Source organism: Zestomonas insulae (assembly GCF_016901015.1).
Lineage (GTDB): Bacteria > Pseudomonadota > Gammaproteobacteria > Pseudomonadales > Pseudomonadaceae > Aquipseudomonas > Aquipseudomonas insulae.
This window is the reverse complement of record NZ_JAFEUP010000005.1, coordinates 38,324-64,975: the sequence shown is the minus strand read 5'-3', so window position 1 is coordinate 64,975 and position 26,652 is coordinate 38,324. Positions and strand designations below refer to the sequence as shown.

Below are 26,652 nucleotides of genomic sequence, written 5' to 3'. Positions count from 1 at the left end.
TGAGGTTTTCCCCCGCTGCGCGTGGCGCAGCCGTCGACGGAGACCTGCCATGCCTGACTACAAAGCTCCCCTGCGCGATATGCGCTTCCTGTTCGATGAAGTCTTCGACTTCCCCGCCACCTACACCGCGATCGGCGCCAACGACGCGAGCCCGGATATGGTCGGCGCGATCCTCGAGGAAGGCGCCAAGTTCTGCGAGCAGGTGCTGGCGCCGCTGAACCGCTCCGGCGACGAGGAAGGTGCGCAGTGGCACGACGGCGTGGTGACCACGCCGAAGGGCTTCAAGGAAGCGTTCGCGCAGTACGTCGAGGGTGGCTGGAACGGTCTGGCCGCGGACCCGGCCTACGGTGGCCAGGGCCTGCCGCATTCGCTGGGTCTGGTGATCGCCGAGATGGTCGGCACCGCCAACACCTCCTGGGGCATGTACCCGGGGCTGACCCACGGCGCCATGTCGGCGATCCACGCCCACGGCAGCGCCGAGCAGAAAGACACCTACCTGACCAAGCTCACCGAAGGTCGCTGGACCGGCACCATGTGCCTGACCGAGCCGCACTGCGGCACCGACCTCGGCATCATCAAGACCCGCGCGGTGCCGCAGGCCGACGGCAGCTACGCGGTGTCGGGGACGAAGATCTTCATCTCCGCCGGCGAGCACGACATGAGCGAGAACATCATCCACCTGGTGCTCGCCAAGCTGCCCGACGCGCCGGCCGGCACCAAGGGCATCTCGCTGTTCATCGTGCCGAAATTCAACGTCAACGCCGATGGCGAACCCGCCGAGCGCAACGGCGTGTCGTGCGGCTCGATCGAACACAAGATGGGCATCAAGGCCTCGGCCACCTGCGTGATGAACTTCGACTCCGCCAAGGGCTTCCTGATCGGCGAGGCCAACAAGGGCCTCAACTGCATGTTCACCATGATGAACCACGCACGCCTGGGCACCGGCATGCAGGGCCTGTGCAACGGCGAGGCGAGCTACCAGGGCGCCGTGCGCTACGCCAACGACCGTCTGCAGATGCGCGCGCTGACCGGGCCGAAGGCGCCGGACAAGCCGGCCGACCCGATCATCGTCCACCCGGACGTGCGCCGCATGCTGCTGACTATGAAGGCGTTCAACGAGGGCAACCGCGCGCTGGCCTACTTCACCGCGCAGCTGCTCGACCTGCTGCACAGCCCGGACGCCGAACAGGTCGCCGAGGCCGAGGGCCTGCTGGCCTTCCTCACGCCGATCTGCAAGGCGTTCATGACCGACACCGGCCTCGAGGTGACCAGCCTCGGCATGCAGGTGTTCGGCGGCCACGGCTACATCCGCGAGTGGGGCATGGAACAGCTGATGCGCGACTGCCGCATCGCGCCGATCTATGAAGGCACCAACGGCATCCAGGCCCTCGACCTGCTCGGCCGCAAGGTGCTCGGCAGCCAGGGCAAGGCGCTGCGCAGCTTCACCAAGATCGTCCACAAGTTCTGCCAGGCGCAGGCCGAGCACCCGCAGCTCAAGGCCCAGGTCGCCGAGCTGGCGCGCCTCAACCAGCAGTGGGGCGAGCTGACCACGCGCATCGGCATGGCGGCGATGAAGAACCCCGACGAAGTCGGTGCCGCCTCGGTGGACTACCTGATGTACTCCGGCTACGTCACCCTCGGCTACTTCTGGCTGCGCATGGCCACTGTCGCCCAGGCCAAGCTGGAGGCCGGCAGCGCCGAACAGGCCTTCTACCAGGCCAAGCTGGCCACCGCCGAGTTCTACTTCAAGCGCCTGCTGCCGCGGGCCGGTGCACACCTGGCCGCCGCGGACGCCGGCAGCGAGGTGCTGATGCGCCTGTCCGCCGAGCACTTCACGCTCTGACGAGCGGTTCGGCGCCCGGAGAAGCCCGCCTTATGGCGGGCTTTTTCATGCGCGCGCCTCGCCCTTCGTGAAATGACCGGACGGTCTCAACATGACGCTACATATCAAAAAAGTTGTTCGCTTAAACTCCGCCGCACCTGCGCAATCCTGGCTGGCAGGCCCTGTTTTGTTCGCTCGAGGAATCCACCATGGCTGACTACAAAGCTCCCCTGCGCGACATGCGCTTCGTTCTCAATGAAGTATTCGACGTCGCCAAGCTGTGGGCCGAGCTGCCAGGCCTGGCCGAAGTGGTCGATGCCGACACCGCCTCGGCGATCCTCGAAGAAGCCGGCAAGGTCACCGGAGGCGTCATCGCCCCGCTGAACCGCAGTGGCGATGAAGAAGGTTGCGCGTGGACCGACGGCGCGGTGAAAACCCCGGCCGGTTTCCCGGCGGCCTACCGCACCTATGCCGAAGGCGGCTGGGTCGGCGTCGGCGGCTCACCAGAATTCGGCGGCATGGGCATGCCCAAGGTGATCGGCGCCCAGGTCGAGGAAATGGTCAATTCGGCCAACCTGTCGTTCGGCCTGTACCCGATGCTGACCGCTGGCGCCTGCCTGTCGATCCTCAACCACGCCAGCGAAGAGCTGAAGGAACAGTTCCTGCCGAACATGTACGCCGGCGTCTGGGCGGGTTCCATGTGCCTGACCGAGCCGCACGCCGGTACTGACCTGGGCATCATCCGCACCAAGGCCGAACCGCAGGCGGACGGCAGCTACAAGATCAGCGGCACCAAGATCTTCATCACCGGCGGCGAGCACGACCTGACCGAGAACATCGTCCACCTGGTGCTGGCCAAGCTGCCCGACGCCCCGGCTGGCCCGAAAGGCATCTCGCTGTTCCTGGTGCCGAAGGTCATGGTCAACGCCGACGGTTCGTTGGGCGCGAATAACTCGCTGTCCTGCGGCTCGATCGAGCACAAGATGGGCATCAAGGCCTCGGCCACCTGCGTGATGAACTTCGACGGCGCCACCGGCTGGATCGTCGATGCGCCGAACAAGGGCCTCAACGCTATGTTCACCATGATGAACTACGAGCGTCTGGGTGTTGGCATCCAGGGCCTGTCGCTCGGTGAGCGCTCCTACCAGAACGCCGTCGAGTACGCCCGCGACCGCATCCAGAGCCGCGCGCCGACCGGTCCGGTGGCCAAGGACAAAGCCGCCGATCCGATCATCGTGCATCCGGATGTACGCCGCATGCTGCTGACCATGAAAGCGTTGAACGAAGGCGGTCGTGCCTTCTCCAGCTACGTCGCCATGCAGTTGGACACCGCCAAGTACAGCGAAGACGCCAGCACCCGCAAGCGTGCGGAAGAGCTGGTTGCCCTGCTGACCCCAGTGGCCAAGGCGTTCCTCACCGACATGGGCCTGGAAACTACCGTCCACGGCCAGCAGATCTTCGGCGGTCACGGTTACGTCCGCGAGTGGGGCCAGGAGCAGCTGATCCGCGACTGCCGCATCACGCAGATCTACGAAGGCACCAACGGCATCCAGTCGCTGGATCTGATGGGCCGCAAGATCGTCGGCAGCGGCGGTAGCTTCTACAAGCACTTCGCCGATGAGATCAAAGCCTTCGTCAGCAGCGCGGACGCCTCGCTGGCCGAGTTTGTCGAGCCGCTCAAGGCAGCCGTCGCCAACCTCGATGAGCTGACCGCGTGGGTCATCGACAGCGCCAAGGCCAACCCGAACGAAATCGGCGCCGCCTCGGTCGAGTACCTGCAGGTGTTCGGCTACACCGCCTACGCCTACATGTGGGCACTGATGGCGCGCGCCGCGCTGGCCAAGCAGGGCGACGACGAGTTCTACGTGAGCAAGTTGGGCACCGCGCGTTTCTTTTTCGCCCGCCTGCTGCCGCGCATCCACTCGCTGAGCGCCTCGGTCAAGGCCGGTAGCGAATCGCTGTACCTGCTCGACGCCGAGCAGTTCTAAGGCGTTTCGCCCGGCATGAAAAACCCCGCCTTGGCGGGGTTTTTTTATGCGCGGGAAACGGCTCAGTCCTGGGTCAGTTTGGCCGCCAGCGCCGGGTCGTCGATGAACGCGTTGCGGTTGCCCTGCAGCTGTTCGATCTGCGCGTTGCGTGCCTTCTCCGCCGCATCCGGCGGGTCCAGTTCGTTCCAGCGCTGGTACATCTGCAGCTGCCCGGCGATCGGCAGGCCGTATTCCTTGTGCATGTAGAAGATCGCGCGGGCCACGTTGCCCTTGGCGGCGTCGCGCGGCTCGACGAGCTGGAAGGTGGCTTTGAAGTCGCAGCCGATGTCGGTGAACTTGCTCGCCACGTCCGGGCCGACCGTGCCGAATTGCGCGTTGCGCCGGGTCAGCTCGACGCGGGTCAGTTCCGGATAGAGGTTGTGCAGGTCGGCGAGCATGTAGTCGAACTGCGGGTTGACCACCTGGCACTGGTTCTCGGTCATGCAGCGCAGCGCCGACTTGATCTGCTTGCTGCTGTACACCGCGCTGGCCGTGTACTCGCTGCTCGCCGCGGTGAACGGCTTGTCGCAGTACAGGGTGCTGCCGCCATTGGCGTACAGCTTCGGCCAGAACACCTGGTCGATCGCCACCTTGGCGTTGGGAAGTTGATCCTGGCCGGCGGCCAGGGCGGGTACTGCAGGCACTGCCGCTAAGGCCAGGGCAATCACCATTCCGCGCATTGCGTCACCTTGTCGAGCGTTCTTGTTGGATTGTTGGACAAGCCCGAGTCTAGCAAGCCGTCCACAGCCAGGGAACCAGCCTGCTGGTGGGTGTAAGCCATGGCTTACAGGGACTGGTGGAGATCGCTGCTGTCGCCGCCGCGCCGGCGCGGCTACTCTGCCGTCCATGGATCCCGCGCAGGAAGCGCCCAGACCAACACGGACCTTTGGGATACCGCCAGGATGGCGGATGGACTAGGACGTCGCGAAACGGATATCAGGATTCAGTCTGCAAAACCCCGCCTCGGCGGGGTTTTCTTTTTTCCGCTTCCGGCAGCCGCGTGGCTGCCGGTGCGTTGCCCGTCAGGCGTCCAGCGAACCGGCGGGGCCGAAGAACTCGTAGTGACACTGTTCCTGCGGCACGCCGAGCGCGCGCAGCTGGCGTTTGACCTGGGCCATGAACGGCTGCGGGCCGAGGAAGTAGGCGTCCAGGTCGCGGTTGGCCGGCAGCCAGCGGTCGAGCAGTTCCGGGCTGAGGAAACCCTCGGCATGCGCTTCGTCACCGTCGCGTGGCTCGCTGTAGCAGAAGTAGTGGCGCACCTGCGGATACGCCGCGCTCTGCGCCTCGGTCCAGTCGCGGAACGCATGCACCCCGGCATGCCGCGCGCAGTGAATGAAGTGGATCGGCCGCCCGCTGTCGCGCGCCTGCTCGAGCATGGCCAGCGCCGGGGTGATGCCGACGCCGGCGGTGATCAGCGCCAACGGCTTCTGGCTGCTGCGCAGGACGAAGTCGCCGGCCGGCGGGTACAGCTCCAGCACATCGCCGACCTGCACTTGATCGTGCAGGTGATTGGACACCCGCCCGCCATGCTCACGCTTCACGCTGATCCGGTAGTGACGGCCGTCGCCGCGCGCCGACAGCGAATAATTGCGGCGCTCCTCGCCGCTCGGCAGCACCACGCGCAGGCCGATGTACTGGCCGGGGGCGAACTCGAGCAGCGCGCCGCCATCCACCGGCGCCAGGTAGAACGAAACGATCTCCTCGCTCTCGGCGACCTTGCGCGCCACGCGGAATTCACGAATGCCGCGCCAGCCGCCGTCCAGCTGCTCGTTGCGCGCGTAGACCTCCTCCTCGGCGCCGATCAGCAGCCCGGCCAGTTGCCCGTAGGCGGCGGCCCAGGCGGCGATCACCGCATCGTTGGCCAGCTCGGCGCCGAGCACCTCGCGAATCGCGCGCAGCAGGCAGCCACCGACCAGCGGGTAGTGTTCCGGAAGAATCTGCAGCGACACATGCTTGTTGACGATCTGCCCCACCAGCGGGCCCAGTTCGTTCAGGCGGTCGATGTGCCGGGCATACATCAGCACCGCGTTGGCCAGTGCCTTGGCCTGGTTACCGCTGGCCTGGTGGGCCTGGTTGAACAGCGCGTGCACCTCGGGATGTTCGCTGAACAGCAGCTGGTAGAAGTGGCGGGTGAGGGCTTCGCCGCCGCTTTCCAGCAACGGGACGGTGGCTTTGATCAGGGTGCGTTGTTCGGCTGACAGCATAAGGACTCCAAGGCGGGAATGACCGAAAGGCGCAGCGACGTGCTAGCGTTGCTGCATGGCCTGGCTATTCCAGATTTCGTGCCAAGTATTTTTCCTTTTATTTTCAATGCCTTGTGTTTATTCGTGTCGTAATGACTCGGGCAGCGCTTTGGTCTAAATGACTCGGTATGGTCGATATGACAGCAACAACCCCGCTCGCCATCTTCACCCCGTTGATGGCCGATCTGTCCCGTGAACTGCCCGAGCAGGAGCGCTACCAGCGCCTGTTGCAGGCCCTGCAGCAACTGCTGCCCTGCGAGGCGGTGGCGTTGCTGCGCCTGGACGGCGAGTTCCTGGTGCCGCTGTCGGTAATCGGCCTGAGCGCCGACACCCTTGGGCGGCGCTTCAAGGTCAGCGAGCACCCGCGCCTGGAGCAGTTGCTGGCCAGCCGCGCGCCGACGCGTTTCCCCGCCGACAGCGAGCTGCCGGACCCTTACGACGGCCTGGTCGAGGGTCATCAAGGCCATCTGGAAGTCCACGACTGCCTGGGCTGCCCGCTGTACTTGCAGGACCAGCTGTGGGGCCTGCTGACCCTCGATGCGCTGGATGCCGGTAGCTTCGGCAGCGTCGAGCTCGACCAGCTCGGCGCGTTCGCCAGCCTGGCCGCGGCGACGGTGATGGCCGGCGAGCGGATCAAGCTGCTGACCCGCAAGGTCGAGGACGAGCGGCGCATCGCCGAGGCCTACAAGCAGGCGGCTGGCCAGCAGCTGTCGCGCGAACTGATCGGCAGCAGCCCGGCGCACCGCACCCTGCTTGGCGAGGTCGCGCTGGTCGGCGACAGCGAGCTGACGGTGCTGATCAGTGGCGAGACCGGGGTCGGCAAGGAGCTGGTCGCCGAGGCCATCCATGCCGCGTCGCCGCGTGCAGGCCAGCCGCTGATCAGCCTCAACTGCGCCGCGCTGCCGGACTCGCTGGTGGAGAGCGAGCTGTTCGGCCACGTGCGCGGCGCCTTCACCGGCGCGCTCAGCGAACGCAGCGGCAAGTTCGAACTGGCCGACGGCGGCACGCTGTTCCTCGATGAGGTCGGGGAGTTGCCGCTGACGGTGCAGGCCAAGCTGCTGCGCGTGCTGCAGAGCGGTCAGCTGCAGCGCTTAGGTTCCGACCGCGAGCACCGCGTCGACGTGCGCGTGCTGGCGGCGACCAACCGCGACCTGGCCGAGGAAGTGCGCGCCGGGCGCTTTCGCGCCGACCTCTACCACCGCCTCAGCGTCTACCCGCTGCGCGTGCCGGCGCTGCGCGAGCGCGGCCGCGACGTGTTGCTACTGGCCGGTTATTTCCTCGAACAGAACCGTGCGCGCATGGGCTTGCGCAGTCTGCGCCTAGGGGCCGCGGCGCAGAAGGAGCTGCTCGCCTACGACTGGCCGGGCAACGTGCGCGAGCTGGAGCACCTGATCGGCCGCGCGGCGCTGAAGTCGCTGGCGCTGAATCCCGAGCGCCCGCGCATCCTCACCATCGAGGCTGCGGCGCTGGACCTGGCGCCCGCCGCGCCGGCAACGGCCACCCCGGCACTGCCGAGTGCCGCGCCGGCCAGCGCGGCCGGATTGAGCCTGCGCGATGCGGTGGACCAGTACCAGCGCCAGGTGATCGGCGAGGCGCTGACCCGTCATCAGCAGCAGTGGGCCACCGTGGCCCGTGAGCTGGGCCTGGACCGCGCCAACCTGAGCCGCCTGGCCAAGCGCCTCGGCCTCAAGTAATCGTCCGGCAACGCAACAGCCGCGCACTGCGCGGCTTTTTGTTGGGGCGGCCGGCGGCGTGGCGCGCCGGCCGGCGGGTTAGTGGCGGGCTCGCCAGCGGCGGATCACCAGCTTCTCCAGCTCGACGACGAAGAACACCAGTACGCCGATGCCCAGCGCGGCCAGCCAGTTGCCGAACGACAGCGGCACGGTGTGGAAGGCTGTCTGCATGAACGGCACGTACAGCACCAGACACTGCAGCAGGACCAGCGCCAGGGTCACGGTAAGCAGCGCACCGTTGCGCAGCAGCGCGGCATTCAGCGAGAAGCGCTCCTGCAGGCGGCAGTTGAACAGGTAGGCCCACTGCGCGGTGACCAGGGTGTGCAGGACCATGGTGCGGATGTGGTCGGTGTCCTGGCCCTGGCCGAGCATCCAGGCCTCGACCAGGAACGCCGCCGCCGCCAGCAGGCCGCCAACGAAGAACACTCGCCACACGGCGAAGCCGTTGAGGATCGACTCGTGGGCGTTGCGCGGTGCGCGACGCATCATTCCCGCCTCGCCCGGTTCGAACGCCAGGGCGAACGACAGGGTGGTCGAGGTGGCCATGTTCATCCACAGGATCTGCAGCGGCGACAGCGGCACCACCGCGCCGGCGAGGATCGCCATGACGATGATCAGGCCCTGCGCCAGGTTGGTCGGCAGGACGAACAGCACGGTCTTCTTCAGGTTGTCGTAGACCCGCCGGCCCTCGCGCACCGCGTTGGCGATGGTCGAGAAGTTGTCATCGGTGAGCACCATGTCGGCGGCCTCCTTGGTCACCTCGGTGCCCTTGATGCCCATGGCGATGCCGACGTCGGCCTGCTTCAGCGCCGGCGCGTCGTTGACCCCGTCACCGGTCATGCCCACCACCTGCTCGTTGGCCTGCAGGGCACGCACCAGACGCAGCTTGTGTTCCGGGCTGGTGCGGGCGAACACCGAGTACTGCATGGCCACGGCCTTCAGCGCCTCATCGTCGGTGGCCTCCAGTTCCTGGCCGGTCATCGCGCGCAGGTCGTTGCCCATGCCGAGCATGCCGGCGATGGCCACCGCGGTATCGGGGTGGTCGCCGGTGATCATCTTCACCTGGATGCCGGCCTGCCGGCACATGGCGATCGCCTCGATCGCCTCCGGGCGCGGCGGGTCCATCAGCCCGGCGACGCCGAGGAACACCATGCCCTGCTGCACGTCCGGGTGATCGATGTCGCCGCCGGCGCCGGGCACCGGCTTGTAGGCCGCCGCCAGCATGCGCAGGCCCTGGCTGGCGATATGGCTCATCTCGCGTTCCCAGTAGGCGCGGTCCAGCGGCTCGACGCCGGCGCTACCGAACTGTTGTTCGCACATGCGCAGCAACACGTCGGGCGCGCCTTTGAGGTAGATCAGCGGCTCGCCGTCGACGTCGCAACGCCGCGCCATGTACTTGTAGGCCGAGTCGAAGGGAATCTTGCCCAGCCGCCGCACCTCGATCTCGGCCAGTTCGGCCTTGCGCGCCAGCACCTTGAGCGCGCCCTCGGTGGGCCCGCCGACCACGCTCCAGCGCCCGCTGTCGTCGCGCTGCAGGCTGCTGTCGTTGCAGATGTCCACGGCGCGGATGAACGCCGCGAGGTTGCCGTGCGCCGCCCAGTCCAGCGGCTCGGTGGCGCCGGCCAGGGTAATGCGGCCCTTGGGCTCGTAGCTCTGCCCCTCGACGGCGTAGCTGGCGCTGGCGGTCAGCACCTGCTTGGCGGTCATTTCGTTCATGGTCAGCGTGCCGGTCTTGTCCGAGCAGATCACGCTCATCGCGCCGAGCGTCTCCACCGTCGGCAGCTTGCGGATGATTGCCTTGTTGCGCGCCATGCGCTGCACGCCGAGCGAGAGGATGATCGACACGATCGCTGGCAGGCCCTCGGGCACCGAGGCCACCGCCAGACTGATCAGCGACAGCAGCAGTTCGCCGAACGGGTAGTCGTGCCAGAAGAAGCCAATGACGAACAGCGCCAGCATCATGCCGATGATCAGCTGGAAGATGCGCTTGCCGAGCTGGGCGATCTGCCGCAGCAGCGGGGTTTCGGTCTCGTCCACCGTGGCGATCATGCGGTTGATCTTGCCCAGCTCGGTGGCCGCGCCGGTGCCGATCACCACGCCCTTGGCGTTGCCGGCGCTGACGCTGGTGCCGGAGTAGCCGAGGTTGGTGCGGTCGGCGAGTTGCGCCTCGTGGTCGAGGGCCTCGGCGTGCTTGGCCACGGTCAGCGACTCGCCGGTGAGCATGGATTCCTCGACCTGCAGGTGGTGCACCTCGAACAGGCGCACGTCGGCGGGAATCTTGTCGCCGGGGCGCAGCACGATGATGTCGCCGGGCACCAGTTCGGCGGCGTCGATCTCCAGCTTGGCGCCGTCGCGGATCACGTGCGCGCTGCTGCTGAGCATGCCGCGCAGCGCGGCCAGGGATCTCTCCGCCTTGTTTTCCTGGAAGAAGCCGATTGCCGCGTTGATCACCGCCACGGCGAGGATCACCAGGGTGTCGGTCCAGTGGCCCATCAGCGCGGTGGCCAGCGCGGCGGCGAGGAGGATGTAGATCAGCACGTCGTGGAAGTGCCGGGCGAAGCGCAGCCAGGCCGGGTCGACGGCCTTGGCCGGCAGAGCGTTGGCACCGACGCGCAGCAGGCGCGCCTGCGCTTCGTCAGGCGTCAGCCCGCGGGTGCCGGTCTGCAGTTCGGCGAGGGTCTGGTCCACGCTCTTGCGGTACCAGAGGCCGGTGCTGTGCTGGTGCGGTTGCAGTGATCCCATGTCGTCCTCCTGGATCTGTCGTCCTGAGCCGAAGTGGAGAAGGGCAGCCGGTGGCGGCCCCGGCGAGTGGTTACTCGTCCTGTGTTCCACTTTCGCCCCGCCAACCTGAACGGTTGCTGTCTGCGCCTATGGTTGCCCGCGCCAAGCCGTACGCGCTTGATCCAGGTCAGCTGCGGGCGCCTCCGGTGGAGGGTGATGCGGCGCCGTCGGCTACCGGTTGGGCAAGGAACTGCGGGAAAACGCCTGCGGTTCTGGCGATTCGATCGAGTAGCGGAGGGACTGTGACGGGGCTCGGCGGCAGTGCTGTGGCGGAAGGGAAGAGCCGCTGGCCGAAGATTACGGTCGGGCAGAAACGAAAAAGGCCAGCACGGAGGCTGGCCTGATTCATGGATTGTGATGGTGGGCCCACACGGACTCGAACCGTGGACCAAAGGATTATGAGTCCTCTGCTCTAACCAACTGAGCTATAGGCCCCCAGAAGGCGGGCGGATTATACCGGCGCGGTCTCGCTGGCGCCAATTGCGTGTCGGGGGCTGAGGAAATGTTGGGAGAACTGCTCGGCCGGCAGCGCCTGGCTGAGGATGAAGCCTTGGATCTGGCCGCAGCCTTCGCGGGTGAGGAAGTCCTCCTGCGCCTGGGTTTCCACGCCTTCGGCGATCACCGTCAGCTGCATGCTGCGCGCGAGGGCGATGATCGCGCGGACGATGGCGGCGTCGTGCGGGTCATCCGGCAGGCCGCTGACGAACGACTTGTCGATCTTCAGGGTGTCCAGCGGCAGGCGCTTGAGGTAGCTGAGCGAGGAGTAGCCGGTGCCGAAGTCGTCGATCGCCAGCTCCAGTTTCAGCGCCTTGAGCTCGTGGAGGATCGCCAGCGCTTCTTCGGTCTGGCTCATGATGAAGCCTTCGGTGATCTCCAGCTGGAGCAGCTGGGGCGGCAGCTGCAGCTCGTCGAGCAGCCCGGCAATGCGCTTGGCCAGCAGTGGCTGGCGCAGCTGCGCGCCGGCCAGGTTCACCGACAGCGGGCCGAACGGCGCGTGCTGCTTGTGCCACACGCTCATCTGCCGACAGGCCTCCTGCAGCACCCAGTCGCCGAGCGGCAAGATCAGGCCGTTTTCCTCGGCGAGGGGGATGAAGCGGTCCGGCGGGATGTCGCCGAGCACCGGGTGCTGCCAGCGGATCAGCGCCTCGGCGCCGGTCAGGCGGCGGCTGTCGAGGGCCAGCTTGGGCTGGTAGTGCAGGCTCAGTTCGTTGCGCTCCAGGGCGCGGCGCAGCTCGTGTTCGAGGGCCATGCGCTCGGTGGCCTGGAAGGTCAGGTCGCGGGTGTACAGCTCGACCCGGTTGCGGCCTTTGGCCTTGGCGCGGTACATCGCCGCGTCGGCGTTCTTGACCAGCGTGGCAACGTCCTTGCCATCGGCGGGGAACAGGCTGATGCCGATGCTGGCGCTGATGAAGAACTCGTGGTCGTCGGCCTGGAACGCTGTGTCGAAGCAGCTCAGCAGCTTGGCGGCGACATGCTCGGCGTCGTCGAGCTGGTGCAGGCCGGGCAGCAGGATGATGAACTCGTCACCGCCCTGGCGGGCCACGGTGTCGATGTCGCGCAACTGGTCGCGCAGGCGCAGGGCGATGCTCTTCAGCAACGTGTCGCCGACCGGATGGCCGAGGCTGTCGTTGATGTGCTTGAAGCGGTCGAGGTCGAGGAACAGCACCGCACCCTGGCGGTCGTCGGCCTGCGCGTCGTTCAGCGCGGCGAGCAGGCGGCTCTCGAACAGCAGGCGGTTGGGCAGGCCGGTGAGCGGGTCGTGGTGCGCCTGGTAGTCGAGGCGCGCCTGGGCGTGCTTGAGAATCGAAATGTCGGCGAACACCCCGACGAAGTGGGTGATCACCCCGGCCGGGTCGTGCACCGCGTTGATGGTCAGCCATTCCGGGTACAGCTCGCCGCTCTTGCGGCGGTTCCAGATTTCGCCTTGCCAGTGGCCTTGGTCGGCCAGCTGGTGCCACATCGCGGCGTAGAAGGCGCTGTCGTGCTGGCCGGAGGCGAGCAGGCGCGGCGATTGGCCGAGCGCTTCGGCCTCGCTGTAGCCGGTGATCTCGCTGAACGCGCGGTTGACCGCGGTGATGCGCTGCCGGGTGTCGGTGATCAGCACGCCCTCGGCGGTGCTTTCGAACACGGTCGCGGCCTGCTGCAGCTTCTCCTGCATGACCTGGCGCTCGGTGATGTCGCGGGCGATGGTCAGCATGCACGCTTCGTCGCCGATGAGGATGCTCTGCACCGACAGTTCGCACAGGCGCTGCTGGCCGTCGCGGGTGCGGATCGGTGCGATGTAGTCGTGCACGCTGCCGCTGTGCCGCAGTTGTTCGACGACCTGCAGGCGGTCCTGCGGGTTGGCCCACACGCCGAGCTGGATGGTCGACTGGTCGGTGGCCTCGTGGGGGCGGTAGCCGGTGATCCGCGTGAAGCCTTCGTTGGCCTCGATCAGCAGGCCGTCGCGCAGGCGGGTGATCAGCATGCCGTCCGGCGAGGCGTGGAAGGCGCGGGCGAATTTCTCCTCGGAGATCTGCAGGCGCTGCTGGGTTTCCTTGAGCTGGCTGATGTCGCGCACCGCCACGACCAGCGCCGGGGTGGCGTCGAGGAGGATGCGCTGCGAGGAAATCAACCCGGTGAACATCTCGCCGTTGCGGCGGCGGAAGGGCATTTCCAGGTTGTGCAGGTTCTGCTGCTGCATGCTCGACAGCAGCTCCGGGGCGATCCCCGGCAGCACCCAGATGCCCAGCTCGCTGGAGGTCTTGCCGACCGCTTCGGCGGCGGCGATGCCGAGTTGCTGCTCGAAGGTCTGGTTGACCGAGAGCAGCCGGCCGTCCTCGCGGCTGGCGATGACCTGGATGTCCGGTGAGTGGTGGAACACCGACGCGAACTGCTGCTCGGACAGGCGCAGCGCGCGCTCGGTGTGCTTGGCCTCGGTGATGTCGATCATCAGCCCGCGCATCAGCACGCCGTCTCCCTGGGGTATCAGCGTGACGATGTCGCGCAGCCAGACCACCCGGCCATCGGCGGCGAGCATGCGGTAGTCGAGGGTGTGGTCGCGCCCGGCGGCGCTTTCGCTGACGCAGTAGTCGATGGCCTGCGCGGCATCATCCGGGTGCAGGGTGCGCTGCCAGAAGCCCGGCTGCAGCCAGTCACTGACCGCGTAGCCGAGCAGTTTCTCGGCGTGCGGCGAGACGTAGGTGAAGCAGTAGTCGGGCAGGCGCATTTCCCAGGCGATCGCCGACAGGCTTTCCACCAGGCCGCGGTAGTGCTGCTCGCTGGCGCGCAATTCGCGCTCGAGCGCCGAACGCCGGCCGATTTCGCTGCTCAGCCGGCGGTTGATGCGCAGGATGATCGCCAGCACGGCAAGCACCGCCAGCAGCAGCGGCAGGCCGTAGCGCAGGGCGTCGCGCCATACCTCGCGCTGATCGAGCAGAGTGCCGACCCAGGGCTCCTGCAGGGCGCGGATTTCTTCGGGGGTCAGCTCGGCGAACAGCTTGTCGAGGATGCCGATGAGCAGCTCATGACCCTTCGGCGCGGCCATCGCCAGCTGATAGCGGTAGGGTGTTTCGCCGCTGATGTAGAGGCCTTCCAGCTTGAGCTGGCGCAGGCTCCAGACGCTGGAGGCGAGGTCGCCGACGAAGGCGTCGGCCTGGCCGGTGGCGAGCGCCTGCAGAGCTGCGCTGACGCTCGGCAGCGGCAGCAGGTTGAGGTCCGGGTGCTGGCTGCGCAGCAGCTCGTGGGGCGCGTAGTCGGCGACAATGGCGATCTTCAGGCTGTACAGGTCGCGCAATGTGCGCGGTTGCGGGCCGTTCTCGCGGGCCAGGATGACGATCGGGAAATCCAGGTAGGGGCGGGTGAAGTGCAGGTAGCTCTGCCGCTCGGGGGTCGACATCACGCCGGGCAGCAGGTCGAGGTCGCCGCTCTTAGCCTGGCGCAGCACTTCGCTCCAGCTGCTCGGCTCGATCGGCTGCAGCTGGATGCCCAGGCGCTGCTGGATCAGCTGCACATAGTCGGCGGCCAGGCCCTGGTAGTGATCGTGGTCGTCGCGGAATTCGAACGGAGGCCAGGAGGCGTCGATGCCTAGGCGCAGCTGCGGGTGCGCGACCAGCCAGTCGCGTTCCTTCTGGGTCAGCGTCAGGGCCATGACCGGGGCGGTGAAGAGCGCCAGACAGAACAACACAACGGCCGGCAGTCGCGGCATACAAGCCCCATCCCCAAGCGAAGACTAGTGGCAAAGTGTAGTCGCGGAGGGGGGGCGCCGAAAAGCAAAACCCCCGGGCTAGGCCGGGGGTTCTGGTATCACTCGTCGAGGAACGATCGCAAGTGTTCGCTGCGGGTCGGGTGGCGCAGCTTGCGCAGCGCCTTGGCCTCGATCTGCCGGATACGCTCGCGGGTCACATCGAACTGCTTGCCGACCTCTTCGAGGGTGTGGTCGGTGTTCATGTCGATGCCGAAACGCATGCGCAGGACCTTGGCTTCACGCGCGGTGAGCCCGGCCAGCACTTCGCGGGTGGCTTCCTTGAGGCTTTCCACGGTCGCCACGTCGATCGGCGATTGCATGGTGGAGTCCTCGATGAAGTCGCCCAGATGCGAGTCTTCGTCGTCGCCGATCGGCGTTTCCATGGAGATCGGCTCTTTGGCGATCTTCAGGACCTTGCGGATCTTGTCCTCGGGCATGTCCATGCGCTCGCCCAGCTCTTCCGGAGTCGGTTCGCGACCCATCTCCTGCAGCATCTGCCGAGAGATACGGTTGAGCTTGTTGATCGTCTCGATCATGTGCACCGGGATACGGATGGTGCGCGCCTGGTCGGCAATCGAGCGGGTGATCGCCTGGCGAATCCACCAGGTGGCGTAGGTCGAGAACTTGTAGCCGCGGCGGTATTCGAACTTGTCCACCGCCTTCATCAGGCCGATGTTGCCTTCCTGAATCAGGTCGAGGAACTGCAGGCCGCGGTTGGTGTACTTCTTGGCGATCGAGATGACCAGGCGCAGGTTGGCCTCGACCATTTCTTTCTTCGCCCGGCGCGCCTTGGCTTCGCCGATCGACATGCGACGGTTGATGTCCTTGATGTCGGCGATGGTCAGGCTCGATTCGTTCTGCAGGTCCGCGAGCTTTTCCTGGCAGCGCTGGATGTCAGCCTGCAGGTTGCTGATCGCTTCGGCGTACTTGGCCTTGCCCTTGGCCAGGCCGGCGGCCCAGCTGTCGTTGACTTCGTTGCCCGGGAACAGGCGCAGGAAGTCGGCACGCGGCATGCGGGCGTCACGCACGCACAGCTGCATGATCGCTCGCTCTTGGGCCCGCACGCGGTCCAGGGCGCCGCGCACGCGGGTCACCAAGGCTTCGTACTGCTTGGGCACCAGCTTGATCGGCATGAACAGCTCGGCGAGCGCCTGCAACTCGGCAACGCCTTGCTTGCTGTCGCGGCCGTGCTTCTTCAGCGTCTTGCGGGTCTTCTCGAGCTGATCGGAGACCGCGGTGAAGCGGCGCGCCGCCTCTTCCGGATCCGGACCGCCGTCGCCTTCTTCCTCGTCGTCGCTGTCGCCGTCGGCTTCCTCGTCGTCATCGGTCTCGGCGGCAGCGCCGGTCTTGATTTCGGGAACCGGGGCTTCGGCCGGCTCGGCGATGCCGTCGTCCGGGTCGATATAGCCACTCAGGACTTCCGCCAGGCGGCCGCCTTCGGTGGTGACGCGCTGGTACTCACCGAGGATGCTGTCGACGGTGCCAGGGAAGTGGGCGATGGCGCTCATCACCTCGCGGATGCCCTCCTCGATGCGTTTGGCGATTTCGATTTCGCCTTCGCGGGTGAGGAGCTCCACGGTACCCATTTCACGCATGTACATGCGCACCGGGTCGGTGGTGCGGCCGATATCGGTTTCTACCGCGGCCAGGGCGGCGGCAGCTTCTTCGGCGGCGGCTTCATCGGTTTCCGCTTCGGCCAACAACAGGGCATCCGCATCCGGAGCACTCTCGAATACGTTGATGCCCATGTCGTTGATCATGCGGATGATGTCTTCCACCTGTTCCGGGTCGGAAATATCCTCCGGCAGGTGGTCGTTGACCTCGGCGTAAGTCAGGTAACCCTGCTCACGACCACGGCTGATCAACTCTTTCAAACGAGACTGCTGTTGCGCTTTTCCGGACATAACACCCTATCCACTGAAGGTCTAGGCGGGCTGAAGACAAGCTGACCATTATAGCCGAGCACAGGCGTCACGCGCCAGTTGGGCTCGGCGTGATGATGGAAGCATTGCGGCTGAGGAGCTCGCGCAGGTGGGTTTTTTCCTCTGCGCTCAACTCGCTGGTGCGCGCTTTGCGGAGCAGTTGCTCCAGGCTGCGCTCGCGCTGGCGGGCGGCAAGGCTAGATATGGTGTCGAAAAACTGTTGTTCAAGGTTGTCGCCACGAATTAGCCATTCCTTTTCCGCCAGCGCCTTGAGCAGGCGTCCCTGTTCTGTGCCGTGCCAGCGCGCGATCAGCTGCAGTGAGCGCAGCTTCGGATTCTTCTGCAGGGCGCCGAGCAGGGCGACCAGCAGTTGAGCATAGGTGTCGTCTTCCGCGGCGAAATGGCCGGCATCTTCGACCTTATGCGCGAGTTCTGGGTGGTGAAGCAGGGTGCGCAAGGCGGTCAGCGTCGGTGATTCGACCTTGATCGGCTCGCGCGGCCGGCGCGGCGCCTCGTCGCGGCCACCCTTCTTCCAGTTGCCATCTTTCTTCCAGCCCTTGCCGTCACCCTTCTTCCAGTTCTTCTGAGGCTCGTAGCTCTCGGCGGGCGGCTCGATGTGGTTGGCGTAATCGGCGATATCGCCGTAATCGGGCTGGGCGTCGTAGTAGTCGTAGGCGGCCGCCTGCTCGCTGCTGCTGGGGGCGGCCGGGATGCTGGAGGCGAACTGACTGACGGTCTCGCCGCTGAGTCCGGTGATCTCGCTGAGGCGCTGGCGCATCAGGGTGCGCAGGTTGGTCCCGGGGATCTTTTCGATCAGTGGTGCGGCCAGGGTCGCCAGGTGCGCTTTGCCTTCCAGTGAGCGCGGATCGGCCTCCTCCATGAGGTGCTGGAAGAAGTAGTCGGCGAGCGGCTGGGCGTGCTGGGTGATGCGCGCGCGGAACGCATCGGTGCCCTCGGCGCGGACCAGGCTGTCGGGATCTTCGCCTTCGGGGAGGAACAGGAAGCGTGCGCGGCGGCCGTCCTGCAGGCTCGGCAGGGTCGACTCCAGGGCGCGCCAGGCGGCGTTGCGGCCAGCCTGGTCGCCGTCGAAGCAGAACAGCACGCTCGGCACGATGCGGAACAGGCGCTTGAGGTGCTCTTCGCTGGTGGCGGTGCCGAGGGTGGCGACGGCGTTGCGCAGGCCTTGCTGGGCTAGGGCGATGACGTCCATATAGCCCTCGACGACCATGATCTCGTCGAGGTTGCGGTTGTTCTGCCGTGCCTCGAACAGGCCGTAGAGTTCCTGGCCCTTGTGGAACACCGGAGTTTCCGGCGAGTTCAGGTACTTGGGCTTGTCGTCGCCGAGCACTCGGCCGCCAAACGCGATGATCCGCCCGCGGCTGTCGCGGATCGGGAACATCACACGGTCGCGGAAGCGGTCGTAGCGCTTGCCGGAGTCGGTGTTCTCGATCAGCAGCCCGGCATCGATCAGCGCCTTGTGCTGCAAGCTGTCGCCGCCGAGGTGCTTGAGCAGGTTGTCCCAGCCGGGTGGGGCGAAGCCGAGGCCGAAATCGCGGGCGATCTCGCCGGACAGGCCGCGGCCCTTGAGGTAATCGACTGCCGCCTTGCGGGTCGGATGGCTCTTCAGTGCCTGGCGGTAGTAGTCCGCAGCGGCGGTCAGCAGTGCATACAGCGGGGAATCGGTGGGCTGGCGCGGGGTGTGGCCGCGGCCGCCGTCTTCACGCTGGACCTCCATGCCGGCGGCCTTGGCCAGGTCCTCGACGGCCTGGACGAAATCCAGGTTGTCGTGGTCCATGACGAAGCCGAGCGCATTGCCGCCCGCGCCGCAGCCGAAGCAGTAGTAGAACTGCTTGTCGGGGCTGACGGTGAACGACGGGGTCTTTTCCTTGTGGAACGGGCAGCAGGCGCTGTAGTTCTTGCCGGCCTTCTTCAGTTGGATGCGCGAGCTCACCACGTCGACGATGTCGGTGCGGTTGAGCAGGTCGTCGATGAAGGATTGCGGAATCAGGCCGGCCATAGGCGTTCAGGATACTGGCGTGCGTAGGCGGGAGAAACAAAAAAACTCCGCAGGTTCGCCGGTTGGCGAAGCGGAGTCTTGTGCTGCGAAAAATGCGATGCCCGGACGGAGCCGGGCATTCGTGGCGTTACGCGCGGTACGGATTAGTACAGGCGAACGGCACGGCGCTGTTCGCGCTGCACTTTCTTGGCGTGACGCTTAACGGCGGCAGCGGCTTTGCGCTTACGCTCGGAAGTCGGCTTTTCGTAGAACTCGCGGCTGCGAACTTCGGCCAGGACGCCGGCTTTTTCGCAGGAGCGTTTGAAGCGACGCAGGGCTACGTCGAAGGGTTCGTTCTCTTTAACTTTGACGGCTGGCATCCAGGTCGTACCTACATTAATTACCGAGGGTTGACGGGGTCCCGGCAAGCGGCTCGGGATACGTCGGTTTTTAAGGGTTGCGGATGTTACCGCCTCGCCGCCCGGAATGCAAAGCCTCTGATCGAAAAGCGCTGGCCGGGGGTGGGGGCGGCGATTATCATGCGCGCCTTCTAATTTGCCCAGCCTTATAGGGACGAACCCATGCTCGTACTGGGTCTGGAAACTTCCTGCGACGAAACCGGCGTAGCGCTGTACGACAGCGAACGCGGCTTGCTCGCCGATGCCTTGTTCAGTCAGATCGACCTGCACCGCGTCTACGGCGGCGTGGTGCCGGAATTGGCCTCGCGTGATCACGTCAAGCGCATGCTGCCGCTGATCCGCCAGGTGCTGGCCGAGGCGGGCGTGGCCACCACCGTCATTCAGGGCATCGCCTATACCGCTGGCCCCGGCCTGGTCGGCGCGCTGCTGGTCGGCGCCTCTTGCGCGCAGGCGCTGGCGCTGGCCTGGGGTGTGCCGGCGCTGGGCGTGCACCACATGGAGGGCCACCTGCTGGCGCCGATGCTCGAGGAGACGCCGCCGCAGTTCCCTTTCGTTGCCCTGCTGGTATCGGGTGGGCACACCCAGTTGGTGCGGGTCGATGGCATCGGCCGTTACCAGTTGCTCGGCGAGTCGCTCGACGATGCCGCCGGCGAGGCCTTCGACAAGACCGCCAAGATGATCGGTCTGGGCTATCCCGGTGGTCCGGAGATCGCCCGCCTGGCCGAGCGCGGCACACCGGGGCGCTTCAGCTTCCCGCGGCCGATGACCGACCGTCCGGGCCTGGAGTTCAGCTTCAGCGGGTTGAAGACCTTCACCCTCAACACCTGGCAACAGTGCCGCGCTGCCGGCGACGACAGCGAGCAGACGCGCAGCGACATCGCCCTGGCGTTCCAGCAGGCAGTGGTCGACACGCTGACCATCAAGTGTCGCCGGGCCCTCAAGCAGACCGGGCTCAACAGTCTGGTGATCGCCGGCGGGGTGAGCGCCAACCGGGCGCTGCGCCAGGCACTGGACGGCATGCTCGGCGAATTCAAGGGGCGGGTGTTTTATGCGCGTCCGGCGTTCTGCACCGACAACGGGGCGATGATTGCCTATGCCGGCTGCCAGCGCTTGCTCGCCGGGCAGCAGGAAGGCCCGGCGATTGGCGTGAAGGCGCGTTGGCCGATGGAGCAGCTGCCGCCGCTGGCGTCCTGAGGCAAGTGAGCGCTATTCAGCTCGACGATTCAGAAATGCCGTTCGCGTCCGGCGAACAGGTCGCTTAGATTGCGCCGATGGCGCCAGACGATCAGCCCGGTCAGCAGGGTCGTCGGCAGCAGGGCGCCGGGTTGCTGCCAGGCCAGCAGTGGCAGGGTCAGCGGCGTGGCGATCAGTGCGGCGAGCGAGCTGGTCCGGGTCAGCACGAAGGTCAGCAGCCACGCGCACACGGCGAGCAGCGCGGCCGGCGGATACAGGCCGAGGAGCATGCCGGCGGCGGTGGCGACACCCTTGCCGCCGCGAAAGCGGAAGTACAGCGGATACAGGTGGCCGACCACGGCCGCCAGGCCGATCCAGGCTTGTTGCTGGATGCCCAGTCCGAGCAGGGCGGCGATCAGCACGGGCACAAGGCCCTTGAGCAGGTCGCCGAGCAGGGTGAGGATGGCGAGTTTCTTGCCGGCGACGCGCAGCATGTTGGTCGCGCCGGGATTGCCCGAGCCGGCGGCGCGCGGGTCCGGGCCGCCCGCGAGGCGGCTGAGCAAAATGGCGAAGGACAGCGAACCAAGCAGGTAGGCGAGGACCGCCAGTAGCCAAAACATGGTATCCATTCCAGGCAGCGTGACCCCGATTCTAGCGGGGGCCTGGGCCCCTTGTCGTGGAGCAGAGCGTTTGGACAACGTATTTATCGAAGGTCTGGAAGTCGACACCCTGATCGGTGCCTACGACTGGGAGCGCAATATCCGCCAGTGCCTGCGCCTGGACCTGACCTTCGCCTGGGACATTCGCGCGCCGGCGGCCGAGGACGACCTGAGCAAGGCGCTCGACTATGCCAAGGTCTCGGCGAGCATCGACGCCTTCGCCCAGGCGGCGCGCTTCGAGCTGGTGGAGACCTTCGCCGAGCGCCTGGCAGCGACCTTGATGAGCGAGTTCGGCATCACCTGGCTGCGCTTGCGGGTGACCAAGCCGGGGGCCAATCCGGCTGCCGCCGGAGTCGGCGTGGAGATCGAGCGCGGATGTCGCTGACCCGGGTTTTCCTCGGCGTTGGCAGCAATAGCCAGCGCGAAGCGCACATTATCGCCGGCCTCGATGCGCTGGCCGGCTTTCTTCTCGAGCTGCGCTGTTCGCCGGTGTTCGAGAGCGACGCGGTGGGCATCAAGAGCGGGCCGTTCTACAACCTGGCGGTCACCGCGCTGACCGACTTGCCGCTGCACGAGCTGGATCGCCGGCTGAAGACCATCGAGGCCGACAACGGCCGCTATGCGCCGAACCGCAAGGGTTTGCCGCTGGACATCGATGTGTTGCTATACGGCGAGCAGGTCGGCAACTTCGACGGCCTGATCCTGCCACGCCCGGAAATTCTCAAGAATGCCTTCGTGCTCTGGCCGCTGGCCCTACTGGCGCCGGAGCAGGGCCATCCCTCCGCTGGGCAGACCTTTTCCGCGCTGTGGCAGGCGATGCCGCGCGCGCAGCGTCTGTGGCCGGTGGCGTTCGCCTGGCGCGACCGTGAGCTGACGCCGGCGACGCTGCTCGAAGCGTTCCCCGCGCCGTTGTAGCACTCGGCGGCACACCCGGGCGCCGCCGGTGGACTAGGCGCTGGCGCCGTCCTTGTAAGCCTTCAGCGCCTCGAGCCGCGCGCGGTTCAAGGCTTCGCCCAGCTCGGCGCCTTGCAGTCCCCGCTCCAGCAGCGGCTGGGCGGTCACCGCGCGGGCGGCGGCAGCGGCGCCGCGTAGGTAGTCGGCCTGGGGGTAGGCGCGCTGCTCCAGGCCGTGGCGGCCGCGGGCGTCCATCTCACAAGCGGCGATGAACTCCTCGAGGCGCTGCGGGCGGCGGTACACGTCGAAACGTTGCAGCAGTTCGAGCAGCGTGTTGGGCCGCAGTTCCAGGGCGCGATGTGCATGGGTGTGGTACTCGCCGACCAGCAAGGCCAGCTCCTGGCAGTCTCGCGGCGCCTTGCAGCGCTGGTTGACCGCGCGAATCAACTTGAGGCCGCGGGTCTCGTGGGCGATGTGCCGCGGCCATTGGCTCTCCGGCGTGGTGCCCTTGCCGACGTCGTGCAGCAGGCAGGCCCAGCGCACGGCGAGGGGCTGGCGGTGCGCGGCGCATTGGCGCAGCACCGCCAGGGTGTGCTCGCCGCTGTCGATTTCCGGGTGGTGCGCCGGCGGCTGCGGCACGCCGAACAGCGCGTCGACTTCGGGAAACAGCTGCGCCAGCGCGCCGCAGTCACGCAGCACCTGGATGAACACATCCGGGCGCGTCTCCATCAGCGCGCGGGAGATTTCCTTCCAGCTGCGCTCGGCGGTCAGTGCCTGCAGTTCGCCGGATTCGGCGAGCTGGCGCATCAGCGCCAGGGTCTCCGGGGCCACGTGAAAACCCAGCGGCGCATAGCGGGCGGCGAAGCGTGCCACGCGCAGCACGCGCAGCGGGTCTTCGGCGAACGCCGGCGAGACGTGGCGCAGCACCCGGGCGGCGAGGTCGGCCTGGCCATGATAGGGGTCGATGACCTGGCCGTGGTCGTCCTCGGCCATCGCGTTGATGGTCAGGTCGCGGCGCTGCAGGTCTTCCTCGAGGGTGACCTGCGGGCTGGCGTAGAAGGTGAAGCCGCCGTAGCCCTGGCCGCTCTTGCGCTCGGTGCGCGCCAGCGCGTACTCCTCGCCGCTCTGCGGGTGGAGGAACACCGGGAAGTCCTCGCCGACCGGGCGATAGCCCTGGGCCTGCATCTCGGCCGCACTGGCGCCGACCACCACCCAGTCGATGTCGGCCACCGGCAGGCCGAGCAGGCGATCGCGCACGGCGCCGCCGACTTTGTATATCTGCATGGGAATTCTCCGTCTGGCGCACAGGATAACCGCTCGCGCCGCCGCGTGCGTGCTGGCGTCAGCGCGCCTCGGGGATCTGCAGCAGCAGCGCGCCGACCGCGCTGTGCAGCAGTTCGGGGCTGTCGCGCGCCGGGCTCAGTCCGGTGGTCGCCAGGCCTTCCCAGAGCACCTGGCCGTCCGGGGTGGCCAGGCGAAGGCGCAAGGTGCCGGTTTCGTCGCGCAGGCGATGGATCGCCTGGTAGGGGCCGAGCGGGTTGGGCGGCGGGGTGTCGACGCGGAATTCCAGCGGGCTGTCCTGCAGCGCCAGCCAGTAGTAGACCAGCAGTTGCGGGCGCTGACTTTCGTGGTAGCCGCGCTCGCCAAGGCCCTGGCGCAGCAGCGGTACCAGCTGCGCATAGCGCTCGGCGTAGGGCGCCGGGCCGCTGAGCGCCTGCTCCGGGGCGATCAGCTGGAAGCTCTGGCGGCCGGCCAGCGCCGGGCTGGCCGGCTGCTCGACGCGGATCTGCGGGACGTGACTGGCGCAGGTGGCCAGGCCGAGGCACAGCAGGAGAACCAGCAACACGCGCATGACGCGGACTCCATGGAGGTTGCTGGCATGCTCGGCGGCGTGCCGCGCCACGGTCAACCGATCAAATGGGCGGCAAGGCCAATTCGAGGCGCGGGTAATCGTCGGCATCCTGGTCGTGGCGGGGCGGGATGTGCTGGGTGTGGACCACCTGGTCGCCGCGCACGCTTTCCAGATGAATGTCGAAGCCCCACAGGCGATGCAGGTGCTTGAGCACTTCGTCGGTGGACTCGCCCAGCGGTTTGCGGTCGTGCTGCTGGTGGCGCAGGGTCAGCGAGCGGTCACCGCGCCGGTCGATGCTCCAGATCTGCACGTTCGGCTCGCGGTTGCCGAGGTTGTACTGCGCGGCGAGGGTCTCGCGAATCGCCCGGTAGCCGGTCTCGTCGTGGATCGCCGGCACCAGCAGTTCGTCCTTTTGGTCGTCGTCGAGCACGCTGAACAGCTTGAGGTCGCGGATCACCTTGGGCGACAGGAACTGCAGGATGAAGCTTTCGTCCTTGAAGCTGCCCATGGCGAATTTCAGCGTCGCCAGCCAGTCGCTGCCGGCGATGTCGGGGAACCAGTGGCGGTCTTCGTCGGTGGGTTTTTCGCAGATGCGCCGCAGGTCGCTGTAGATCGCGAAGCCCAGGGTGTAGGGGTTGATGCCGCTGTAATAGGGGCTGTCGAAGCCCGGTTGGTAGATCACCCCGGTGTGCGACTGGAGGAACTCCATCATGAAGCCGTCGGTGACCAGGCCTTCGTCGTACAGGTCGTTCATCAGCGTGTAGTGCCAGAAGGTCGCCCAGCCTTCGTTCATCACCTGGGTCTGCCGCTGCGGATAGAAGTACTGCGCGATCTTGCGCACGATGCGCACCACTTCGCGCTGCCAGGGTTCGAGCAGTGGCGCGTGCTTCTCGATGAAGTAGAGGATGTTTTCCTGCGGCTCGGCGGGGAAGCGCTTGTTGTCCTGATCGCCGCCCTTGTGCGCGCCCTTGGGAATGGTCCGCCACAGGTCGTTGATCTGCCGTTGCAGGTGCTCTTCGCGGTCCTTCTGGCGGCGCCGTTCTTCCTCGGCGGAGATCGGGTAGGGGCGTTTGTAGCGATCAACGCCGTAGTTCATCAGCGCGTGGCAGGAGTCGAGCAGGTCTTCCACCGCGTCGATGCCGTGGCGCTCCTCGCACTGCATGATGTACTGCTTGGCGAACACCAGGTAGTCGATGATCGAGCTGGCGTCGGTCCAGGTGCGGAACAGGTAGTTGCCCTTGAAGAAGCTGTTGTGGCCATAGCAGGCATGCGCAATGACCAGCGCCTGCATGGTGATGGTGTTCTCTTCCATCAGGTAGGCGATGCACGGGTCGGAGTTGATGACGATCTCGTAGGCCAGGCCCATCTGCCCGCGCGAATAGCCTTTCTGGGTGCTGAGGAAGTGCTTGCCGTAAGACCAGTGGTGGTAGCCGAGCGGCATGCCCACCGAGGCGTAGGCGTCCATCATCTGCTCGGCGGTGATCACTTCGATCTGGTTCGGGTAGGTGTCCAGCGCGTAGCGCTCGGCCAGCCGGCTGATCTCCTTGTCGTAGGTGCGGATCAGCTCGAAGGTCCATTCCGAGCCGGTGGAAATGGGCTGACGTTTCATCTGCTGGCCCTCATGCGGTGAGGCGGCGCTGGAACAGCTCGCGGAATACCGGATAGATATCACCCGCCGACACCAGCTGCTGCTGGGCGAAGGTGTGCTCGAAGGTTTCCCGCACCTGCTCGTACTCGTACCACAGCGCCTGATGCTCGCGCGGGGTGATCTCGACGTAGGTGAAATACTGCACGAACGGCATGATCTGCTTCATCAGGATGTCGCGGCAGATCGGAGAGTCGTCGTTCCAGTTGTCACCGTCGGAGGCCTGCGCGGCGTAGATGTTCCACTCGTTGATCGGGTAGCGCTCGGCCATCACTTCCTGCATCAGCTTGAGGGCGCTGGAAACGATGGTGCCGCCGGTTTCCCGGGAGTAGAAGAACTCCTCCTCGTCGACCTCGCGGGCACTGGTGTGGTGGCGGATGAACACCACCTCGATGCGCTCGTAGTTCCGCTTGAGGAACAGGTACAGGAGGATGAAGAAGCGCTTGGCGATGTCCTTGGTGGCCTGGGTCATCGAGCCGGATACGTCCATCAGGCAGAACATCACCGCCTTTGACGAGGGGTTGGGTTGTTTGACCAGCAGGTTGTACTTGAGGTCGAAGGTATCGAGGAACGGCACGCGGTTGATGCGTGCGCGCAGTTTGCTGATTTCCGCTTCGATTTCCTGAATATCGCCGAAGTTGTCCGGCTCTTCGCGTTTCAATCGCTCCAGTTCCTCGAGCGCCAGCTTGAGCTTGCCGCGGCTGCTACCGGACAGCGCGATGCGTCGCGCATGCGCCGAGCGCAGGGTACGGATGATGTTGATGCGCGACGGATTGCCTTCGTTGCTGATCCCCGCGCGCACCGTCTTGAAGGTGTCGGTGCCGGCCAGGTGGCGCTTGATCAGGTTGGGCAGTTCGAGGTCCTCGAACATGAAGTCGAGGAATTCTTCCTGGGTGATCTGGAAGACGAAGTCGTCCATGCCTTCGCCGCTGTTGCTCGCCTTGCCGCCGGCGCCACCGCCGCCGCTGCCGGATGGCCGGGGGATGCGGTCACCGGTGGTGAATTCCTTGTTGCCGGGGTGGACGATGGTCTGCCGCCCGCCGCGACCGTGGTGCAGCACCGGCTCGTCGATGTCGCGGCCGGGAATACTGATCTGTTCGCCGTGCTCCATGTCAGTGATGGAGCGGCGGCTGACGGCCTCTTCTACCGCCTTCTTGATGTGATCACGGTAGCGCCGCAAGAAGCGCTGGCGGTTCACCGTGCTCTTGTTCTTGCCGTTCAGACGCCGGTCGATGACGTAGCTCATGAATGCTCCTCAGGG

At 66.4% G+C, this 26,652-nt stretch carries 18 protein-coding genes and 1 tRNA gene; 6 read left to right on the top strand and 13 right to left on the bottom strand.

Annotation, left to right across the window (positions count from 1 at the left end):
* Positions 1-49 precede the first annotated feature (49 nt).
* Positions 50-1,843 carry an acyl-CoA dehydrogenase C-terminal domain-containing protein gene (locus tag JQX08_RS16175; RefSeq protein WP_205349442.1) on the top strand — a complete coding sequence of 598 codons (1,794 nt, stop codon included), beginning with the start codon at positions 50-52 and terminating at the stop codon, positions 1,841-1,843.
* Between the two features lie 188 nt (positions 1,844-2,031).
* Entirely contained in the window at positions 2,032-3,810 is a 1,779-nt protein-coding gene (locus tag JQX08_RS16170; protein WP_205349441.1) for an acyl-CoA dehydrogenase C-terminal domain-containing protein, read from the top strand.
* Positions 3,811-3,872: 62 nt separating this feature from the next.
* Here the strand turns inward: JQX08_RS16170 and JQX08_RS16165 are convergent, their stop codons facing one another.
* Positions 3,873-4,529 (bottom strand): endonuclease, encoded by a 657-nt coding sequence (locus JQX08_RS16165; protein WP_205349440.1) that lies wholly within the window; start codon positions 4,527-4,529, stop codon positions 3,873-3,875.
* A 342-nt stretch (positions 4,530-4,871) separates the two neighbouring features.
* A complete protein-coding gene (gene hmpA, locus JQX08_RS16160; RefSeq protein WP_205349439.1) occupies positions 4,872-6,053 on the bottom strand; it encodes an NO-inducible flavohemoprotein in 1,182 nt (393 codons plus the stop codon).
* 176 nt (positions 6,054-6,229) lie between these two features.
* Between hmpA and norR the strand changes: the two genes are divergently transcribed.
* A complete protein-coding gene (gene norR / locus JQX08_RS16155) occupies positions 6,230-7,786 on the top strand; it encodes a nitric oxide reductase transcriptional regulator NorR (RefSeq protein WP_205349438.1) in 1,557 nt (518 codons plus the stop codon).
* 78 nt (positions 7,787-7,864) lie between these two features.
* On the opposite strand, the gene JQX08_RS16150 is transcribed toward norR, so the two are convergent.
* The 6 genes from JQX08_RS16150 to rpsU all read right to left on the bottom strand — a co-directional run bounded on the left by JQX08_RS16150 (position 7,865) and on the right by rpsU (position 19,129).
* Complete coding sequence (locus JQX08_RS16150; RefSeq protein ID WP_205349437.1) at positions 7,865-10,567, bottom strand: cation-transporting P-type ATPase; 2,703 nt, start codon at positions 10,565-10,567, stop codon at positions 7,865-7,867.
* Positions 10,568-10,964: 397 nt separating this feature from the next.
* Positions 10,965-11,041: transfer RNA gene (locus JQX08_RS16145), tRNA-Ile, on the bottom strand.
* 16 nt (positions 11,042-11,057) lie between these two features.
* A complete protein-coding gene (locus tag JQX08_RS16140) occupies positions 11,058-14,792 on the bottom strand; it encodes an EAL domain-containing protein (protein WP_205349436.1) in 3,735 nt (1,244 codons plus the stop codon).
* 98 nt (positions 14,793-14,890) lie between these two features.
* The gene (gene rpoD / locus JQX08_RS16135) at positions 14,891-16,735 is read right to left on the bottom strand and encodes an RNA polymerase sigma factor RpoD (RefSeq protein ID WP_205349435.1); all 1,845 of its coding nucleotides are present in this window, start codon (positions 16,733-16,735) and stop codon (positions 14,891-14,893) included.
* A gap of 67 nt (positions 16,736-16,802) precedes the next feature.
* On the bottom strand, positions 16,803-18,770 hold the full coding sequence (gene dnaG, locus JQX08_RS16130) for a DNA primase (protein ID WP_205349434.1): 1,968 nt from the start codon (positions 18,768-18,770) through the stop codon (positions 16,803-16,805).
* Positions 18,771-18,913: 143 nt separating this feature from the next.
* Positions 18,914-19,129, bottom strand: coding sequence for a 30S ribosomal protein S21 (gene rpsU / locus JQX08_RS16125; protein WP_002551877.1), 216 nt, complete (start codon positions 19,127-19,129; stop codon positions 18,914-18,916).
* 201 nt (positions 19,130-19,330) lie between these two features.
* Here rpsU and tsaD point away from each other — a divergent pair, with 201 nt between their 5' ends.
* The gene (tsaD, locus tag JQX08_RS16120) at positions 19,331-20,362 is read left to right on the top strand and encodes a tRNA (adenosine(37)-N6)-threonylcarbamoyltransferase complex transferase subunit TsaD (protein ID WP_205349433.1); all 1,032 of its coding nucleotides are present in this window, start codon (positions 19,331-19,333) and stop codon (positions 20,360-20,362) included.
* 29 nt (positions 20,363-20,391) lie between these two features.
* Here tsaD and plsY read toward each other — a convergent pair whose 3' ends face one another.
* Positions 20,392-20,961 (bottom strand): glycerol-3-phosphate 1-O-acyltransferase PlsY, encoded by a 570-nt coding sequence (plsY, locus tag JQX08_RS16115; protein WP_205349432.1) that lies wholly within the window; start codon positions 20,959-20,961, stop codon positions 20,392-20,394.
* Between the two features lie 70 nt (positions 20,962-21,031).
* On the opposite strand from plsY, the gene folB reads away from it, so the two are divergent.
* Together folB and folK are read left to right on the top strand one after the other, a co-directional pair.
* On the top strand, positions 21,032-21,385 hold the full coding sequence (folB, locus tag JQX08_RS16110) for a dihydroneopterin aldolase (RefSeq protein WP_205349431.1): 354 nt from the start codon (positions 21,032-21,034) through the stop codon (positions 21,383-21,385).
* On the top strand, positions 21,376-21,915 hold the full coding sequence (gene folK, locus JQX08_RS16105) for a 2-amino-4-hydroxy-6-hydroxymethyldihydropteridine diphosphokinase (RefSeq protein WP_205349430.1): 540 nt from the start codon (positions 21,376-21,378) through the stop codon (positions 21,913-21,915). Before folB ends, folK begins: the two co-directional genes overlap by 10 nt.
* A 33-nt stretch (positions 21,916-21,948) precedes the next feature.
* Here folK and JQX08_RS16100 read toward each other — a convergent pair whose 3' ends face one another.
* From JQX08_RS16100 to JQX08_RS16085, 4 genes are all read right to left on the bottom strand, one after another.
* Positions 21,949-23,178 (bottom strand): multifunctional CCA addition/repair protein, encoded by a 1,230-nt coding sequence (locus JQX08_RS16100; protein WP_205349429.1) that lies wholly within the window; start codon positions 23,176-23,178, stop codon positions 21,949-21,951.
* Positions 23,179-23,236: 58 nt separating this feature from the next.
* Complete coding sequence (locus tag JQX08_RS16095) at positions 23,237-23,746, bottom strand: DUF4136 domain-containing protein (protein WP_205349428.1); 510 nt, start codon at positions 23,744-23,746, stop codon at positions 23,237-23,239.
* A gap of 61 nt (positions 23,747-23,807) precedes the next feature.
* On the bottom strand, positions 23,808-25,355 hold the full coding sequence (locus JQX08_RS16090) for a SpoVR family protein (RefSeq protein WP_205349427.1): 1,548 nt from the start codon (positions 25,353-25,355) through the stop codon (positions 23,808-23,810).
* A 10-nt stretch (positions 25,356-25,365) separates the two neighbouring features.
* Entirely contained in the window at positions 25,366-26,637 is a 1,272-nt protein-coding gene (locus tag JQX08_RS16085; RefSeq protein WP_205349426.1) for a YeaH/YhbH family protein, read from the bottom strand.
* Positions 26,638-26,652: the final 15 nt, after the last annotated feature.

Bases quoted from the DNA above. Each gene is read 5' to 3' on its own strand.
- JQX08_RS16085 (WP_205349426.1), bottom strand. From the start codon at position 26,637: ATGAGCTACGTCATCGACCGGCGTCTGAACGGCAAGAACAAGAGCACG.
- JQX08_RS16090 (WP_205349427.1), bottom strand. From the start codon at position 25,355: ATGAAACGTCAGCCCATTTCCACCGGCTCGGAATGGACCTTCGAGCTG.
- JQX08_RS16175 (WP_205349442.1), top strand. From the start codon at position 50: ATGCCTGACTACAAAGCTCCCCTGCGCGATATGCGCTTCCTGTTCGAT.
- rpsU (WP_002551877.1), bottom strand. From the start codon at position 19,129: ATGCCAGCCGTCAAAGTTAAAGAGAACGAACCCTTCGACGTAGCCCTG.
- dnaG (WP_205349434.1), bottom strand. From the start codon at position 18,770: ATGGCCGGCCTGATTCCGCAATCCTTCATCGACGACCTGCTCAACCGC.
- JQX08_RS16165 (WP_205349440.1), bottom strand. From the start codon at position 4,529: ATGCGCGGAATGGTGATTGCCCTGGCCTTAGCGGCAGTGCCTGCAGTA.
- norR (WP_205349438.1), top strand. From the start codon at position 6,230: ATGACAGCAACAACCCCGCTCGCCATCTTCACCCCGTTGATGGCCGAT.
- hmpA (WP_205349439.1), bottom strand. From the start codon at position 6,053: ATGCTGTCAGCCGAACAACGCACCCTGATCAAAGCCACCGTCCCGTTG.
- JQX08_RS16100 (WP_205349429.1), bottom strand. From the start codon at position 23,178: ATGCAGATATACAAAGTCGGCGGCGCCGTGCGCGATCGCCTGCTCGGC.
- tsaD (WP_205349433.1), top strand. From the start codon at position 19,331: ATGCTCGTACTGGGTCTGGAAACTTCCTGCGACGAAACCGGCGTAGCG.
- JQX08_RS16140 (WP_205349436.1), bottom strand. From the start codon at position 14,792: ATGCCGCGACTGCCGGCCGTTGTGTTGTTCTGTCTGGCGCTCTTCACC.
- plsY (WP_205349432.1), bottom strand. From the start codon at position 20,961: ATGTTTTGGCTACTGGCGGTCCTCGCCTACCTGCTTGGTTCGCTGTCC.
- folK (WP_205349430.1), top strand. From the start codon at position 21,376: ATGTCGCTGACCCGGGTTTTCCTCGGCGTTGGCAGCAATAGCCAGCGC.
- JQX08_RS16095 (WP_205349428.1), bottom strand. From the start codon at position 23,746: ATGCGCGTGTTGCTGGTTCTCCTGCTGTGCCTCGGCCTGGCCACCTGC.
- JQX08_RS16150 (WP_205349437.1), bottom strand. From the start codon at position 10,567: ATGGGATCACTGCAACCGCACCAGCACAGCACCGGCCTCTGGTACCGC.
- rpoD (WP_205349435.1), bottom strand. From the start codon at position 16,735: ATGTCCGGAAAAGCGCAACAGCAGTCTCGTTTGAAAGAGTTGATCAGC.
- JQX08_RS16170 (WP_205349441.1), top strand. From the start codon at position 2,032: ATGGCTGACTACAAAGCTCCCCTGCGCGACATGCGCTTCGTTCTCAAT.